The organism is Streptomyces sp. NPDC016677 (genome assembly GCF_055562815.1).
Genome location: NZ_JBVHEO010000001.1, coordinates 858,545 through 875,231 on the forward strand (window position 1 = coordinate 858,545; position 16,687 = coordinate 875,231).

Here is a 16,687-nt window from a genome sequence, read left to right on the forward strand (position 1 = left end):
GGGCGGGACACTACCGCAGGGGCACCGGCCGCACACGTGGTTTTCCGACCGCCGGCGCTATCCCTTGCGCGGCTGGTTGAAGCGGAGCATGTTGCCGGCCGGGTCCCGGAAGGCGCAGTCACGGACGCCGTAGGGCTGGTCGATCGGCTCCTGGAGCACCTCGCCGCCGGCCTCCCGGATGCGTTCGAACGTCGCGTCCACGTCGTCGGTGGCGAAGATGACGCCCCGCAGCATGCCCTTGGCCAGCAGTTCGGCCATCGCCTTGCGGTCGGCCTCGGGGGCCATCGGGTCGGCGAGCGGCGGTTCGAGGACGATCTCGACGTCCGGCTGCCCGGGCGGCGCCACCGTCACCCAGCGCATCCCCTCGAAGGCGACGTCGTTGCGGACCTGGAAGCCGAGGACGTCCCGGTAGAAGGCGAGCGCCTTGTCGTGGTCGTCGACGGCGATGAAGCACTGAGCGAGTCTGATGTCCATGCCGTCGACGCTACGAGCCGGGAGCGCCGCCCGCTTCTCGATTCCTGACCGGTCTGGTCCGCACCTTCGCCACACACGCCGGGATCGGCGCCCCCGTCGCGTGGTCCCGCGCCTTGTACGCGCTCGGGGACTCCCCGACCAGCTCGGTGAAACGCGTGCTGAACGACCCCAGCGACGTACACCCCACCGCGAAGCACACGTCCGTCACGCTCAGGTCCCCCCGCCGCAGCAGCGCCTTCGCCCGCTCCACCCGCCGGGTCATCAGATAGCTGTACGGCGTCTCCCCGTACGCCGCCCGGAAACTCCGCGAGAAGTGCCCGGCCGACATCATGGCGACCCGCGCCAGCGCCGGGACGTCCAGCGGCTCGGCGTAATCACGGTCCATGACGTCCCGGGCACGGCGCAGGCGCTTCAGGTCCTCCAGGTCCATGACCCAAGGATGGCCTACAGCACCGGCAGGTTCTTCCGCAGCTCGAACGCCGTGACCTCCGAGCGGTACTCCTCCCACTCTTGCTTCTTGTTGCGCAGGAAGAAGTCGAAGACGTGCTCGCCGAGGGTCTCGGCGACCAGGTCGCTGCGTTCCATCAGGGTCAGGGCCTCGCCCAGGTTCTGCGGGAGCGGCTCGATGCCGAGGGCGCGGCGCTCGGCGTCGGAGAGGGCCCAGACGTCGTCCTCGGCGCCCGGCGGGAGTTCGTAGCCCTCCTCGATGCCCTTGAGGCCGGCGGCGAGCAGGACGGCGTAGGTCAGGTACGGGTTGGCGCCGGAGTCGATGGAGCGGACCTCGACACGGGCCGAGCCGGTCTTGCCGGGCTTGTACATGGGGACGCGGACCAGCGCGGAGCGGTTGTTGTGGCCCCAGCAGATGTAGGAGGGGGCCTCGCCGCCGGCGCCCGCCGTGCGCTCGGTGCCGCCCCAGATGCGCTTGTAGCTGTTGACCCACTGGTTGGTGACCGCGGAGATCTCGGCGGCGTGCCGCAGCAGGCCCGCGATGAAGGAGCGGCCGACCTTGGAGAGCTGGTACTCCGAGCCGGACTCGTAGAACGCGTTGCGGTCGCCCTCGAAGAGCGAGAGGTGGGTGTGCATGCCGCTGCCCGGGTGCTCGGAGAACGGCTTGGGCATGAACGTCGCCTGCACGCCCTGCTCCAGCGCCACCTGCTTCATCACCAGGCGGAACGTCATGATGTTGTCGGCCGTCGAGAGCGCGTCGGCGTAGCGGAGGTCGATCTCCTGCTGGCCGGGGGCGCCCTCGTGGTGGGAGAACTCCACCGAGATGCCCATCGACTCCAGCATGGTGATCGCCTGGCGGCGGAAGTCCATGCCGATGTTCTGCGGGGTGTGGTCGAAGTAGCCGGAGTTGTCGGCCGGGGTCGGCACCGAGCCGTCGACCGGCTTGTTCTTCAGCAGGAAGAACTCGATCTCCGGGTGGGTGTAGAAGGTGAAGCCGGAGTCGGAGGCCCGGTTCAGGGCGCGCTTGAGGACGTAGCGCGGGTCGGCGAAGGACGGCGAGCCGTCCGGCATCAGGATGTCGCAGAACATCCGGGCGGTGCCGGGGGCCTCCGCGCGCCACGGCAGGACCTGGAAGGTCGACGGGTCCGGCTTGGCGATCATGTCGGACTCGTAGACCCGGGCGAAGCCCTCGATCGCCGAGCCGTCGAAGCCGATGCCCTCGTCGAAGGCCTGCTCCAGCTCGGCGGGGGCCACGGCGACGGACTTCAGGAAGCCCAGTACGTCCGTGAACCACAGGCGCACGAACCGGATGTCACGCTCTTCGAGCGTCCGGATCACGAACTCCTGCTGCTTGTCCATCTTGCGCTTCCCCATCCTTGCTGGTCAGGCCGCCTGTCTCCGGCACCGTATCCGGCGCCTGGTGTTGGTACCGCAGGAGGCGGTCGGGCACCTGAGCATCCCACCACAGCACCGTTTCGTACGCGTTGCGGACCTTGATCGGGCGGACGGCCCGGGTCTGAACACCGCACGTACGGCTCCTGCGTCGCTCCGGCGGATTCCATGCTCTCCCCGCAGGGTAGAGGCCACCTGTTCGATCGGGCCATTCCTGGGAGCGCCCGGCCGTTCCCGGGAGGCCGGGACACCCATAGCGTCGGTTTGACGATTACACTGGCCGGGTGCCTCAACTACGACTCGCTCTCAACCAGATCGACTCCACCGTCGGTGACCTCGCGTCGAACGCCGAGTCGATACTCCGCTGGACCCGGCACTCCGCCGAGCAGGGCGCCCACCTCGTGGCGTTCCCGGAGATGGCGCTGACCGGCTACCCCGTCGAGGACCTCGCCCTGCGCTCGTCCTTCGTACGGGCCTCCCGCCGGGCCCTGCGCGCGCTGGCCGCCCGGCTCGCCGCCGAAGGGCTCGGCGAGCTGCCGGTGATCGTCGGCTACCTCGACCGCTGCCCGACCGCGCAGCCGAAGTACGGCCAGCCCGCCGGGGCCCCGCAGAACGCGGGCGCGGTCCTGCACCGGGGCGAGGTCGTGCTGACCTACGCCAAGCACCACCTGCCGAACTACGGCGTCTTCGACGAGTTCCGCTACTTCGTGCCCGGCGACACCATGCCGGTGCTGCGGGTGCGCGGCATCGACGTCGCGCTGGCCATCTGCGAGGACCTCTGGCAGGACGGCGGACGGGTGCCGGCCGCGCGCTCGGCCGGGGCGGGACTGCTGCTGTCCGTCAACGCCTCGCCCTACGAGCGCGACAAGGACGACACCCGGCTGGAACTGGTGCGCAAGCGGGCCCAGGAGGCCGGCTGCACCACCGCCTACCTCGCGATGACGGGCGGCCAGGACGAGCTGGTCTTCGACGGCGACTCGATCGTGGTCGGGGCGGACGGGGAGGTTTTCGCGCGGGCCCCGCAGTTCACCGAGGGGTGCGTCGTGCTGGACCTCGACCTGCCGGGCGCGGTGCCCCTGGCCGACGCGCCGGAGGGGGTCGTCGACGACGGGCTGCGGATCGAGCGGGCCGTGGTCTCCGAGGAGCCGGTGGCGCCGTACGAGGCGACGGCGACGGGCGGGCACGCGGACCGGCTCGACGACGACGAAGAGGTCTACTCGGCACTCGTCACGGGGCTGCGGGCGTACGTCACGAAGAACGGGTTCCGGTCGGTGCTGGTCGGCCTCTCCGGCGGCATCGACTCGGCGCTGGTGGCCGCCGTGGCGTGCGACGCGGTGGGCGCGGAGAACGTCCACGGCGTCTCCATGCCGTCGAAGTACTCCTCCGGCCACTCCAGGGACGACGCGGCGGAGCTGGCGCGGCGCACCGGCCTGAACTACCGGACCGTACCCATCGAGCCGATGTTCGACGCGTACATGGGAGCGCTGGGGCTGACCGGGCTGGCCGAGGAGAACCTCCAGTCCCGGCTGCGCGGCACCCTGCTGATGGCGATCTCCAACCAGGAGGGCCACCTCGTGCTGGCCCCCGGCAACAAGTCGGAGCTGGCGGTCGGCTACTCGACGCTGTACGGCGACTCGGTGGGCGCCTACGGGCCGATCAAGGACGTGTACAAGACGTCCGTCTTCCGGCTGGCCGAGTGGCGCAACCGGGCGGCCCGGGAGCGCGGGCAGACCCCGCCCGTCCCCGAGAACTCGATCACCAAGCCGCCCAGCGCCGAGCTGCGGCCGGGACAGGTCGACACGGACTCCCTGCCGGACTACCCGGTGCTCGACGCGATCCTGGAGCTGTACGTCGACCGGGACCGGGGCGCGGACGAGATCGTCGCCGCCGGGTACGACCCGGAGCTGGTGACGAAGACGCTGCGCATGGTCGACACCGCCGAGTACAAGCGGCGCCAGTACCCGCCGGGCACGAAGATCTCCCCGAAGGGCTTCGGCAAGGACCGCCGGCTGCCGGTCACGAACGGGTGGCGGGAGGGGGCCTGAATTCTCTCCGCCGGGCGCGGGCACCTGCCCGGGGGCGCGGGGCTGTGCCATATGCGGCTCCGTCGCGTGGGCGCGACCAGCCCGCACCGGCCCGCACCCGGCGACGCACCCGGCCCTACCCCTGCGCCGCGAGCCTCGCCAGCAGCGCGTGCAACGGCTCCTTGGCCCGCTGCCGGTACTCCTGCACCGACCACCCGTTGCCGTCCGGGTCCTTGAAGTACAGGAACGTCGCCCCGTCGTCCGGGGCGTACCGCACCGGCTCGGAGACCTCCAGGCCCCGCCCGGACAGCTCGGCGTGCGCCGCCTCGATGTCGGCGACGCACAGTTGGAGGCCCTGGTACGAGCCCGGCGCCGGCCGCGCGCCACCGGCCATCTCCCAGATGCTGTCGCCCAGCGCGATCGAACAGCCCGAGCCCGGCGGCGTCAGCTGCACGATCCGCATGCCCGGCATGACCTCCGTGTCGATGTCGACGTGGAAGCCGACCTTGTCCCGGTAGAAGTCCCGGGCGCGGTCGATGTCGCTGACGGGCAGCGGGATCACTTCGAGGGTCATGTCCATGGTGCGGCTCCCTTCGGACGGCTCCCGTCCACCCAAGCCGATGGCGGCGTCGGCCGCCACCCCGCCGGCCGGGTGTCCGGTTAGGCTCTGGCCAGGACGACCTTGATCCGACAGGAGGCCGGGGATGACGGCGCCGGGGCGCAGGAGCAGTACCTTCACGCGGCTGCTGCGGCACGGCTTCACGGATGCCTCGGCCGCCGAGCGGCTGCTGGACAGCGTGGAGCTGACGCCGGTCCGCGACGACCCGGTGCTCCTCGACGCCCTCGGCGCCACCGCCGACCCCGACCTCGCGCTGCACGGCCTGGTCCGGCTCCTGGAGGCCCAGCCCGAGCCCGCCGCGCGCCGCGAGCTGCTGGGCACGCTCACCGCGTCCAAGCCGCTGCGCGACCGGCTGCTCGGTGTGCTGGGCGCCTCCGAGGCGCTCGGCGACCATCTCGTCCGGCACACCGGGGACTGGCGGGCGCTGGTCACGTACGAACCGCGTGACCTGCACCCGGGGGTGGCGGAGTTCGAGCAGTGCCTGGGCGGGGCCGACGACCCGGTCTCGCTGCGGGTCGCCTACCGCCGCTGCCTGCTGTCGCTGGCCGCCCGTGACGTGTGCGGCACCATCGACGTCGCCGAGACCGCCGCCGAACTGGCCGACCTCGCCACCGCCACGCTGCGCGCCGCGCTGCGGATCGCGGCGGCCGCCGCGCCCGAGGACGCCGGGCTGTGCCGGCTCGCGGTGATCGCGATGGGCAAGTGCGGGGGCCACGAGCTGAACTACGTGTCCGACGTCGACGTCATCTTCGTGGGCGAGCCGGTGGAGGGGGCCGACGAGACGGCGGCGGTACGGGCCGCGACACGGCTCGCGTCCCACCTGATGCGGATCTGCTCGGAGACCACGGTGGAGGGCTCCATCTGGCCCGTCGACGCCAACCTGCGGCCCGAGGGGCGCAACGGGCCGCTGGTGCGGACGCTGAGCAGCCACGTCGCGTACTACCAGCGCTGGGCCAAGACCTGGGAGTTCCAGGCGCTGCTCAAGGCCCGGCCGGTGGCCGGGGACCTGGCGCTGGGGGAGGAGTACGTCGCCGCGCTCCAGCCGGGGGTGTGGCAGGCCGCCGAGCGGGAGAACTTCGTCGCCGACGTGCAGCAGATGCGGCGCCGGGTGGTCGAGAACATCCCCGTCGCCGAGGTCGACCGGCAGATCAAACTGGGTCCGGGCGGACTGCGGGACGTCGAGTTCGCGGTGCAGTTGCTGCAACTGGTGCACGGGCGGGCCGACGCCTCGCTGCGCAGCGGTACGACGCTGGACGCGCTGAGGGCGCTGGCGGCGGGCGGGTACGTGGGCCGGGTGGACGCGGCTCAGCTGGACGAGGCGTACCGGTTCCTGCGGTCGATGGAGCACCGGATCCAGCTGTACCGGCTGCGGCGGACCCATCTCGTGCCCGAGGACGAGGCCGACCTGCGGCGCATCGGGCGGTCGCTGGGGCTGCGCACCGACCCGGTCGCCACGCTGCTGCGGGAGTGGCGGCGGCACGCGGCGGTGGTGCGGCGGCTGCACGAGAAGCTGTTCTACCGGCCGCTGCTCGACGCGGTGGCCGCGCTGGCGCCGGGCGAGGCGCGGCTGAGCGCCGAGGCGGCGCGGGAGCGGCTGGTCGCGCTCGGGTACGCCGATCCGGGCGCCGCGCTGCGGCACCTGGAGGCGCTGGCGTCGGGCGTGACGCGCAAGGCGGCGATCCAGCGGACGCTGCTGCCGGTGCTGCTGGGGTGGTTCGCGGACTCGGCGGACCCGGACACCGGGCTGCTCAACTTCCGGAAGGTGTCGGACGCGCTCGGGAACACGCCGTGGTACCTGCGGCTGCTGCGGGACGAGGGCGCGGCGGCGGAGAACCTCGCGCGGGTGCTGTCCGCCGGACGGCTCGCCCCCGACCTGCTGATGCGGGCACCCGAGGCGGTGGCACTGCTCGGCGACGGGGACGGCGGCAGCGGTGGGCACGGCAGGGGACTGGCGGCCCGCGGGCGGGAGCAGCTGGAGGCGGAGATCCTCGCGGCGGTCGGGCGCGCGGAGGGGGCCGTACAGGGGGTGACGGCGGCGCGCGGGGTACGGCGGCGGGAGCTGTTCCGTACGGCCGCGGCGGACATCGTGGCGTCGTACGGGACCGAGGCGCAGCCGGTCGTCGCCGATCCCGGGGCGCTGGTGGACCGGGTGGGGGCGGCGGTGTCGGACCTGACGGCGGCGACGCTGGCGGGGACGTTGCGGGCGGTGGTGCGGGAAGGGTGGGGCGACGAGCTGCCGACCCGGTTCGCGATCATCGGGATGGGGCGGTTCGGGGGGCACGAGCTGGGCTACGGGTCGGACGCGGACGTGCTGTTCGTGCACGAGCCGAGGGACGGGGTCGGGGAGCGGGAGGCGGCGGACGCCGCGAACCGGGTCGTGGCGGAGCTGCGCCGGCTGTTGCAGGTGCCGAGCGCGGACCCGCCGCTGGTCGTGGACGCGGATCTACGGCCGGAGGGGAAGTCCGGGCCGCTGGTGCGGACGCTCGGGTCGTACGCGGCGTACTACCGGCGCTGGTCGCTGGTGTGGGAGTCGCACGCGCTGCTGCGGGCGGAGGTGGTGGCGGGCGACGCGGATCTGGGGCGGCGGTTCCTGGAACTGGTCGATCCGCTGCGGTACCCGGCGCGCGGGCTGGGCGAGGACGCGGTGCGGGAGATCCGGCGGCTGAAGGCGCGGATGGAGTCGGAGCGGCTGCCGCGCGGGGCGGACCCGAAGCTGCACGTCAAGCTGGGGCCGGGCGGGCTGTCGGACGTGGAGTGGACCGTGCAGTTGGCGCAGTTGCGGCACGGGCACGAGGTGGCGGGGCTGCGGACGACGCGGACCCGGGCGGCGCTGGTCGCCGCGCGCGAGGCGGGGCTGGTGGGGGAGGAGGAGGCCCGGACCCTGGACGAGGCGTGGGTGCTGGCGACACGGGTGCGGAACGCGGTGATGCTGGTGCGGGGAAGGGCCGGGGACACGTTCCCGAGCGAGAGCCGGGAACTGGCGGCGGTGGGGCGGTACCTGGGGTACGGGGACGGCCACGTCGGGGACATGCTGGACGCGTACCGCCGCACGGCACGGCGGGCCCGGGGGGTTGTGGAGGCGCTGTTCTACGGGGGGTGACGCCGGGGCCTCGGGCGGGCCGGGGCGCGGGGGCGCGGCGGGCCCGCCCGGCAGCCGGAGGACGGCAGGGCCGCCAAGCCGCGGGCGGCCGGGCCGTCACGCCGGGGGCAGTCGTGCCGTCAAGCCGCGGGCGGCCGGGCCGTCAAGCCGGGGGGAGTCGTGCCGTCAAGCCGGGGGGAGCCGGGCCGTCAAGCCGGGGGCGCCCAGGCCGTCAAGCCGCGGGCAGTCGTGCCGCCTGGGGCGGCACGGGTGGGCGCGGGCGGCGCCCCGTCAGCGCCGGGCCGCGCGACCCACCCGGCCCGCGCTCAGCCAAGGGCGCCTTCCGGTTCCGCGCCCGTCACCCCCGTAAGGCACCGCCCCCGGCACCCGGGGCAACGCGTACGGCACCCTCCCGTACCACGCGGCAGCGACCACGTACCCGAAGCCCAGACACAGCGCACCCCCCACCGCGTCCAGCCAGAAGTGGTTGGCCGTCGCGACGATGACGACCAGCGTCGCCGCCGGGTACAGCAGCCCCAGCACCCGCACCCACGGCACGGACGCCAGCGCGAAGATCGTCAGCCCGCACCACAGCGACCACCCGATGTGCATCGACGGCATCGCGGCGTACTGGTTGGACATGTTCTTCAGGTCGCCGGACGCCATCGACCCCCAGGTCTCGTGGACCGTGACGGTGTCTATGAAGCCGCCGCCGTTCATCAGCCGGGGCGGGGCGAGCGGGTACAGGTAGTAGCCGGCCAGCGCGACGCCCGTCGTCGCGAACAGGACGAGCCGGGTCGCCGCGTAGCGGCCGGGATGGCGGCGGAAGAGCCAGACCAGCACCGCGAGGGTGACCACGAAGTGCAGGGTCGCGTAGTAGTAGTTCATGCCGACGATGAGCCAAGTCACCGAGTTCACGGCGTGGTTGACCGACTGCTCGACGGCGATGCCGAGTTGGTGTTCCAGCCGCCAGATCCAGTCGGCGTTGCGCAGCGCCTGACCGCGTTGTTCGGGTACGGCGTTGCGCACGAGCGAGTACAGCCAGTAACTGACCGCGATCAGCAGGATCTCGAACCACAGGCGGGGCCGGCGCGGGGCGCGCAGGCGGTGCCGGAGGGACTGCCGCGTCGCGTCCGTGACCTGCTGCGGAACAGCCTCATCCCGGCTTTCCGTTGTCGTCACGGTCGTGTCAGTCATAGGCACAGAGTCTGCCAGATAAGCCTTCGCCTACCGATCATCCCTCCGTCGGGTTCTGGACGCATGTTCTACAACGGCCGGAGGGTGGCCGGTCCCCCCTGAGGAGGACTCAGTCGCGTCGGTGCCCCTGGGGGGCCGAGGCCGTCGAGCCGCGGACCACCAGCTCCGGCATGAACACGAACTCGCTGTGCGGGGCGGGCGTCCCGCCGATCTCTTCCAGCAGGGTGCGTACGGCGGCCTGTCCCATCGCCGGGACCGGTTTGCGGACCGTGGTGAGGGGCGGGTCGGTGAAGGCGATCAGCGGGGAGTCGTCGAAGCCGACCACCGAGACGTCCTTGGGGACGTCGAGGCCGCGCTGGCGTGCCGCGCGTATCGCGCCGAGCGCCATCATGTCGCTGGCGCAGACCACCGCCGTGCAGTCCCGTTCGATCAGGGCCGAGGCGGCCGCCTGGCCGCCCTCCAGGGTGTAGAGGGAGTGCTGGATCAGTTCTGTCTCGATCCGGTCGGCGGGCAGGCCCAGGAGGTCCTGCACGGCGCGGACGAAGCCCTCTGTCTTGCGCTGGACCGGCACGAAGCGTTTGGGCCCGAGGGCCAGGCCGATGCGGGTGTGGCCCAGGGAGGCCAGGTGCGTGACGGCCAGGTTCATCGCCGCGCGGTCGTCGGGGGAGATGAACGGGGCCTGGACCTTCGGGGAGAAACCGTCGACCAGGACGAACGGCACGCCCTGCGCGCGCAGGCGTTCGTAGCGCTGCGTGTCGGCGTTGGTGTCGGCGTGCAGGCCGGAGACGTAGATGATGCCGGCCACCCCGCGGTCGACCAGCATCTCCGTCAGCTCGTCCTCCGTGGAGCCGCCGGGGGTCTGGGTGGCGAGGACCGGGGTGTACCCCTGCCGGGTCAGCGCCTGGCCGATGACCTGGGCGAGGGCCGGGAAGATGGGGTTCTCCAGCTCCGGGGTGATCAGACCCACCAGGCCCTCGCTGCGCTGGCGCAGGCGTACGGGACGCTCGTAGCCCAGCACGTCCAGGGCGGCCAGTACGGACTGGCGGGTGGTGGCGGCGACGCCCGGCTTGCCGTTGAGGACGCGGCTGACGGTCGCTTCGCTCACCCCCGCCTGGGCGGCGATGTCGGCAAGCCGTGTGGTCACAGGGGTGGACTGTACCGGGCGGTGCGCTGCTTGCCCACCGATCGGCCGCCGTGGGCGACTTGTCGGACGCCCCGGCGCGGGCTGCTGCGTCATCGCGCTCCCTCAAGAAATTGACGGCAAGAACTTGCAGAGTCTTGCACAACCGGCCCCGAAGCGGTCGGCCCCCGGAAACAAGCGTCTCACGGCGGTCGCCGACAGGTCACGCACGGATAACGTCGGCGATGTCTTGCACTTTTTTTCTGCAAGGTCTTTCGAAACGCTTTCATCGCTGTTACGTTCACGTCGCCCGGCGGCGGCAGCAACGACGCAGTCGGCAAGTCGACAGGAGCGGCGGACGGGACCCCTCCTGCACTCACGGGCTTTCACCTTCAAGGAGAACTCATGCGGCGTGGCATAGCGGCCACCGCGCTGGTGGCGTCCTTCGCCCTCGCGGCGACGGCCTGCGGCGGGAGCGACAGCGGCGACTCGGCCGACGGACCGGTGACCATCACCTACTGGGACACCTCCAACGCGACCAACGAGGCGCCGACGTACAAGGCCCTGGTCAAGGAGTTCGAGGCCGCCAACAAGGACATCAAGGTCAACTTCGTCAACGTCCCCTTCGACCAGGCGCAGAACAAGTTCGACACCGCCGCCGGCGCCTCGGGCGCCCCGGACGTGCTGCGCACGGACGTCGGCTGGACCGCCGCCTTCGCCAAGAAGGGCTTCTTCCTGCCGCTGGACGGCACCGAGGCCCTCGCCGAACAGGACGAGTTCCAGAGCAGCCTGATCGAGCAGGCCACGTACGAGGGCAAGGTGTACGGCGTCCCGCTGGTCACCGACACGCTCGCGCTGGTCTACAACAAGGCCCTGTTCGAGAAGGCCGGCGTCGACGTGCCGAAGACCTGGGACGACCTGAAGAAGGCCGCCGCCACCATCAAGGAGAAGACCGGGGTCGACGGGTACCAGGGCTCCACCGCCGGGTACTACGGCCAGCCGTTCCTCTTCGGCGAGGGCGCCGACCTCGTCGACACCGAGGGCAAGAAGATCACCGTCACCTCCGCCGCGGCGAAGAAGGCGTACCGGACCTGGCTGGGCCTGTTCGACGGCAAGGGCCTGGGCAAGGCCGACGTCACCGCCGACGCCTACGCCCACAAGCAGGACGCCTTCGTCAACGGCGAGGTCGCCGCGATCATCGAGGGCCCCTGGGAGATCACCAACTTCTACCAGGGCTCCGCCTTCAAGGACAAGGAGAACCTGGGGATCGCGACCGTCCCGGCCGGCTCCACCGGCGAGGCGGGGGCGCCCACCGGCGGCCACAACCTCTCCGTGTACGCCGGCTCCGACGAGGCACACCAGAAGGCGGCGCTGAAGTTCGTGAACTTCATGACCTCCGCCAAGGCGCAGGAGACCACCGCGCTGAAGAACAACACGCTGCCCACCCGGGACGACGCGTACACGGAGAAGGTGAAGGCCGACCCGGGCATCACCGGCTACCAGACCGTCCTGTCCAGCGCCCGGCCGCGCCCGGCGCTGCCCGAGTACAGCTCGCTGCTGACCCCGCTCGACGACGAACTGCCCCTGATCGCCAGCGGCAAGAAGTCCCTGGACGACGGGCTGGGCGACATCGGGACGGCGTTCACCAAGCTGGTGCCCGACTTCAGCAAGTGAGCCCGTCCGGCCGCCGGACCCGCCCCGGGGGGAGCGGGCCCGGCGGCCGCCGGCCCACGCCCCAGATCTTGATCCGCAGGATTCCGAGAAGGTCGTCGAACCATGACAGTCGCCATCGACCGCGCCACCGGCAAGCGCCACGGTGACCGCACGCCGCGGCCCGGGCTGGGCACGCGTCTGAAGCACGGATACCAGAGACACTGGTACGCCTACGCCATGATCGCCCCGGTCGTGATCGTCCTCGGCGTCCTGGTGCTCTACCCGCTCGCCTACGGCTTCTACCTCACCCTCACCGACGCGAACAGCCTCAACTCCGCGCGCACCATCGGCGTCAACGAGATCGAGGCGACGTACAAGTTCGTCGGGCTCGACAACTACGCCGACATCCTGTGGGGCGAGACGGCCTACGACCGCTTCTGGTCGCACTTCGTCTGGACGGTCGTCTGGACGGCCGCCTGCGTCACCCTGCACTACTGCATCGGCCTGGGCCTGGCCCTGCTGCTCAACCAGAAGAACCTGCGCGGACGCACCTTCTACCGGCTGATCCTGGTCCTGCCCTGGGCCGTGCCGACCTTCGTGACGGTCTTCGGCTGGCGGTTCATGCTCGCCGACTCCGGCATCATCAACTCCGCCCTGGAGTCCCTGCACCTGCCGACGCCGCTGTGGCTGGAGGACACCTTCTGGCAGCGGTTCGCCGCGATCATGGTCAACACCTGGTGCGGGGTGCCGTTCATGATGGTCTCGCTGCTCGGCGGGCTCCAGTCGATCGACTCCTCGCTGTACGAGGCCGCCGAGATGGACGGCGCGAACGCCTGGCAGCGCTTCCGGCACGTGACGCTGCCGGGGCTCAGGTCGGTCAGCTCCACCGTCGTCCTGCTGGGCGTCATCTGGACCTTCAACCAGTTCGCCATCATCTTCCTGCTCTTCGGCAACACCGCGCCGGACGCGCAGATCCTGGTCACCTGGGCCTACCAGCTCGGCTTCGGGCAGCAGCCGCGCGAGTTCGCGCAGTCCGCCGCCTACGGCATCCTGCTGCTGGCCGTCCTGATCGTCTTCACCTCCTTCTACCGCCGCTGGCTGAACCGCGATGAGCAGCAGCTCGCGATCTGAGGCATCCACCATGACCACCACCACCGTCACCACCCCGGCGACCGGTCCGGCGGAACAGGCCGACGCTCCTCGCGGCGCGGTGCGGCGCGGCCGGCGTGGCACGGGCCACGCCCTCGCCTCGCACGCCGTCCTGACCGTCGCCTCCCTGGTCGCCCTCTTCCCCATCGCCTGGCTGGTCTTCCTCTCCCTCGGCCCGGACAAGGACGACTACCTGCACCCCGGCGAGATCTGGGGGAAGATGACGTTCGACAACTACGCGTTCGTCCTCCAGCACACCAACTTCTGGGAGTGGCTGAAGAGTTCGCTGATCGTCTCGCTCGGCACCACGGTCATCGGCGTCCTGGTCGCCGCGACCACCGGGTACGCGGTCTCCCGGATGCGCTTCCCCGGGTACCGGAAGCTGATGTGGACGCTGCTGCTGACGCAGATGTTCCCCATCGCCGTACTCATCGTGCCGATGTACCAGATCCTCTCCGAGCTGCGGCTGATCGACAGCTACCTGGGCCTGGTCCTCGTCTACTGCTCGACCGCGGTGCCGTACTGCGCCTGGCTGCTCAAGGGCTACTTCGACACCATCCCGTTCGAGATCGACGAGGCGGGCCGCGTCGACGGACTCTCCCCGTTCGGCACGTTCTTCCGGCTGATCCTGCCGCTGGCCCGGCCGGGCCTGGCGGTGGCCGGCTTCTACAGCTTCATCACGGCGTTCGGAGAGGTCGCCTTCGCCTCCACGTTCATGCTGTCCGACACGAAGTACACCTTCGCCGTCGGACTGCAGAGCTTCGTCAGCGAGCACGACGCCCAGCGCAACCTGATGGCCGCCACCGCCGTGCTGATCGCGATACCGGTGTCGGTGTTCTTCTACCTCGTGCAGAAGAACCTGGTGACCGGCCTCACGGCGGGCGGCACGAAGGGCTGAGCCGCCTCTTGACCGCTTACGACTCCCTGTACCCGTTACGCATCAAGGACGACATGAGCCAGCAGCACTCCGCAGCCCAGGCCCCGACGACTCCCCAGGCCGCGTCGGCAATCGCCACCGCGACCCGGCGCCGCGACTGGTGGCGGGACGCCGTCATCTACCAGGTGTACCCGCGCAGCTTCGCCGACAGCGACGGCGACGGCATGGGCGACCTGGAGGGCGTCCGCACCCGCCTGCCCTACCTCCGCGACCTCGGCGTGGACGCGGTGTGGCTCAGCCCCTTCTACGCCTCGCCGCAGGCCGACGCCGGCTACGACGTGGCCGACTACCGGGCCGTCGACCCGATGTTCGGCTCCCTCCTGGACGCCGACGCGCTGATCCGCGACGCCCACGAGCTGGGCCTGCGCGTCATCGTCGACCTGGTCCCCAACCACTCCTCCGACCAGCACGAGTGGTTCAAGCGCGCCCTGGCGGAAGGCCCCGGCTCCCCGTGCCGCGACCGCTACCACTTCCGCCCCGGCAAGGGGGAGAACGGCGAACTGCCGCCCAACGACTGGGAGTCCGTCTTCGGCGGCCCGGCGTGGACGCGGGTCACGGAACCCGACGGCACCCCCGGCGAGTGGTACCTCCACCTCTTCGCCCCCGAGCAGCCCGACTTCAACTGGGAGCACCCGGCGGTCGGCGACGAGTTCCGCTCGATCCTGCGCTTCTGGCTCGACATGGGCGTGGACGGCTTCCGCATCGACGTCGCCCACGGCCTGGTCAAGGCGGAGGGCCTGCCGGACCTCGGGGACCACGACCAGCTGAAGCTGCTGGGCAACGATGTCACGCCGTTCTTCGACCAGGACGGCGTCCACGAGATCTACCGCCAGTGGCGGCGCATCCTCGACGAGTACTCCGGAGATCGGATCTTCGTCGCGGAAGCCTGGACCCCGACCGTCGAGCGCACCGCGCACTACGTCCGCCCCGACGAGCTGCACCAGGCGTTCAACTTCCAGTACCTGAGCACCCACTGGGACGCCGGCGAACTGCGCGGCGTCATCGACCGCACCCTGGACGCGATGCGCCCGGTCGGCGCCCCCTCCACCTGGGTCCTCTCCAACCACGATGTCACCCGCCACGCCACCCGCTTCGCCAACCCGGCGGGCCTGGGCACCCAGATCCGCCTGCCCGGCGACCGCGCACTGGGCCTGCGCCGCGCCCGCGCGGCCACCCTCCTGATGCTGGCCCTCCCCGGCTCGGCCTACGTCTACCAGGGCGAGGAACTCGGCCTCCCCGACGTCACCGACCTCCCCGACGAGGTCCGCCAGGACCCCGCCTACTTCCGCGGCGCCGGCCAGGACGGCTTCCGCGACGGCTGCCGGGTCCCGATCCCCTGGACCCGTACGGGACCGTCGTACGGCTTCGGCGCCGGCGGCAGCTGGCTCCCGCAGCCGGAGGGCTGGGGCGAGCTGAGCGTCGAGGCCCAGACCGGCGTCGCCGGCTCCACCCTGGAGCTGTACCGCGCGGCCCTGTCCGTCCGCCGCGAGCAGCCCGACCTGGGCGCGGGCGACACGGTGGAGTGGCTGCGGGCCCCGGAGGGCGTCCTCGCCTTCCGGCGCGGCGAGTTCGTGTGCGTCGCCAACACGACCGGCGAGTCGGTGACGGTGCCGGCGCACGGGCGCGTGCTGCTCTCCAGCGACGAGGTGACCGAGGCCGACGGCGAGACGAAGGTGCCGGGGGACACGACGGTGTGGTGGACGGGGGCCTGACCGCCGGTCTGCCCCGAGGGCCCGCCGCTTCCTGGAGCGTTGCCCGGGAGCGGCGGGCCCTCGGCGCGCCTCGGTGATGCTCAGCCACGGGCACTCCGCCCCGAAGATCAGGTCGGGAGTTCCCACACGGTCATTTCGAGCCGGACGGTTCCCTCGGCCGGGACCGCCACAGCACGCATATAGGCCGTGCGCCCGTCGAGAGACTGCGCACAGAAGCGGGTACCTCTGGTCATTTCGAGGTGGTATGTGGCGTTGTTTCGGATCTGCTCAGCGCACTCGGCCTCACTCGGATCGGAGCCGGAAGAAGGCAGCGGGGCGAGTCGTGACCCGGAATCTCCGGGACGGATGTCGGCGGCGAACCAACCGGAGCTGATGACGAAGTCCGTGCCCCCCGTGCCCGTGGCGAGGACCAGTGGCGGTCGGGAATCCACATCGATGTAGTCGTCGCCCTCCGGGAATTCGACGACCGCCGGCCCGAATCTCATCTTCGGGGGCTTCTCTTCCGCACCCTCATGGCCGGCCGTCGCGGTGGGGGGCGGATCCGCGGAAGCTCCGCTGCCGGTCGAAGGCTCCGGGCGCGAGGAAGGGGACGAATTCTTCGGAGGCTCCGAGCGGGGGGAGGGGGACGATCCCTGGTCGTTGACGATCAAGGTCACGATGATGCCCACGACAGGGATGAGGACCCCGACGACCCACCACGCCCACCTGGGCTGTTGGGGTTGCGGGGGAGGGGGCGGGTGTGGCGGTCGAGGAGGAAGAGGAGGAGGTGGCGATGGTGAGGAGGAGGAACCGGATGTGGATGTGCCGTCGTCGGAATCCCCAGTCATGGCACCCAACTTAAGTCCGCCCAGTCTCGTCAGGAAGCGGGCGAGCCCTGACCGTCC

13 protein-coding genes are annotated in these 16,687 nt (G+C 71.3%); 6 read left to right on the forward strand and 7 right to left on the reverse strand.

Annotated features, from left to right (window positions below; genetic code table 11):
• Positions 1-57: 57 nt before the first annotated feature.
• Genes ACZ3IG_RS03785 through glnA form a run of 3 tightly spaced genes read right to left on the reverse strand, consistent with a single transcriptional unit; the run spans position 58 to position 2,280 of the window.
• Positions 58-474, reverse strand: coding sequence for a VOC family protein (locus tag ACZ3IG_RS03785; RefSeq protein ID WP_467428654.1), 417 nt, complete (start codon positions 472-474; stop codon positions 58-60).
• 10 nt (positions 475-484) lie between these two features.
• On the reverse strand, positions 485-904 hold the full coding sequence (locus tag ACZ3IG_RS03790) for a helix-turn-helix domain-containing protein (RefSeq protein ID WP_467428655.1): 420 nt from the start codon (positions 902-904) through the stop codon (positions 485-487).
• Positions 905-918: 14 nt separating this feature from the next.
• Entirely contained in the window at positions 919-2,280 is a 1,362-nt protein-coding gene (glnA, locus tag ACZ3IG_RS03795) for a type I glutamate--ammonia ligase (RefSeq protein ID WP_467428657.1), read from the reverse strand.
• 317 nt (positions 2,281-2,597) lie between these two features.
• Between glnA and ACZ3IG_RS03800 the strand changes: the two genes are divergently transcribed.
• Complete coding sequence (locus ACZ3IG_RS03800) at positions 2,598-4,358, forward strand: NAD+ synthase (protein ID WP_467428659.1); 1,761 nt, start codon at positions 2,598-2,600, stop codon at positions 4,356-4,358.
• Between the two features lie 115 nt (positions 4,359-4,473).
• Here the strand turns inward: ACZ3IG_RS03800 and ACZ3IG_RS03805 are convergent, their stop codons facing one another.
• Positions 4,474-4,917, reverse strand: a complete 444-nt coding sequence (locus ACZ3IG_RS03805; protein WP_467428661.1) for a VOC family protein — start codon at positions 4,915-4,917, stop codon at positions 4,474-4,476.
• Between the two features lie 124 nt (positions 4,918-5,041).
• On the opposite strand from ACZ3IG_RS03805, the gene ACZ3IG_RS03810 reads away from it, so the two are divergent.
• Entirely contained in the window at positions 5,042-8,056 is a 3,015-nt protein-coding gene (locus ACZ3IG_RS03810; RefSeq protein ID WP_467428663.1) for a bifunctional [glutamine synthetase] adenylyltransferase/[glutamine synthetase]-adenylyl-L-tyrosine phosphorylase, read from the forward strand.
• 270 nt (positions 8,057-8,326) lie between these two features.
• On the opposite strand, the gene ACZ3IG_RS03815 is transcribed toward ACZ3IG_RS03810, so the two are convergent.
• Entirely contained in the window at positions 8,327-9,232 is a 906-nt protein-coding gene (locus ACZ3IG_RS03815; protein ID WP_467428665.1) for a phosphatase PAP2 family protein, read from the reverse strand.
• Positions 9,233-9,341: 109 nt separating this feature from the next.
• Positions 9,342-10,376 (reverse strand): LacI family DNA-binding transcriptional regulator, encoded by a 1,035-nt coding sequence (locus ACZ3IG_RS03820; protein WP_467428668.1) that lies wholly within the window; start codon positions 10,374-10,376, stop codon positions 9,342-9,344.
• 381 nt (positions 10,377-10,757) lie between these two features.
• Between ACZ3IG_RS03820 and ACZ3IG_RS03825 the strand changes: the two genes are divergently transcribed.
• The 4 genes from ACZ3IG_RS03825 (at position 10,758) to ACZ3IG_RS03840 (ending at position 15,803) form a co-directional block, all read left to right on the forward strand.
• Entirely contained in the window at positions 10,758-12,026 is a 1,269-nt protein-coding gene (locus tag ACZ3IG_RS03825) for an extracellular solute-binding protein (RefSeq protein WP_467428670.1), read from the forward strand.
• Between the two features lie 102 nt (positions 12,027-12,128).
• Positions 12,129-13,136 (forward strand): carbohydrate ABC transporter permease, encoded by a 1,008-nt coding sequence (locus ACZ3IG_RS03830; protein ID WP_467428672.1) that lies wholly within the window; start codon positions 12,129-12,131, stop codon positions 13,134-13,136.
• Positions 13,137-13,146: 10 nt separating this feature from the next.
• Positions 13,147-14,052: a sugar ABC transporter permease gene (locus ACZ3IG_RS03835; protein WP_467428674.1), complete on the forward strand. Its 906-nt coding sequence runs from the start codon at positions 13,147-13,149 to the stop codon at positions 14,050-14,052.
• 53 nt (positions 14,053-14,105) lie between these two features.
• Positions 14,106-15,803: a glycoside hydrolase family 13 protein gene (locus ACZ3IG_RS03840; protein ID WP_467428676.1), complete on the forward strand. Its 1,698-nt coding sequence runs from the start codon at positions 14,106-14,108 to the stop codon at positions 15,801-15,803.
• A gap of 107 nt (positions 15,804-15,910) precedes the next feature.
• Here ACZ3IG_RS03840 and ACZ3IG_RS03845 read toward each other — a convergent pair whose 3' ends face one another.
• The gene (locus ACZ3IG_RS03845) at positions 15,911-16,471 is read right to left on the reverse strand and encodes a hypothetical protein (protein ID WP_467428679.1); all 561 of its coding nucleotides are present in this window, start codon (positions 16,469-16,471) and stop codon (positions 15,911-15,913) included.
• Between the last annotated feature and the right edge of the window lie 216 nt (positions 16,472-16,687).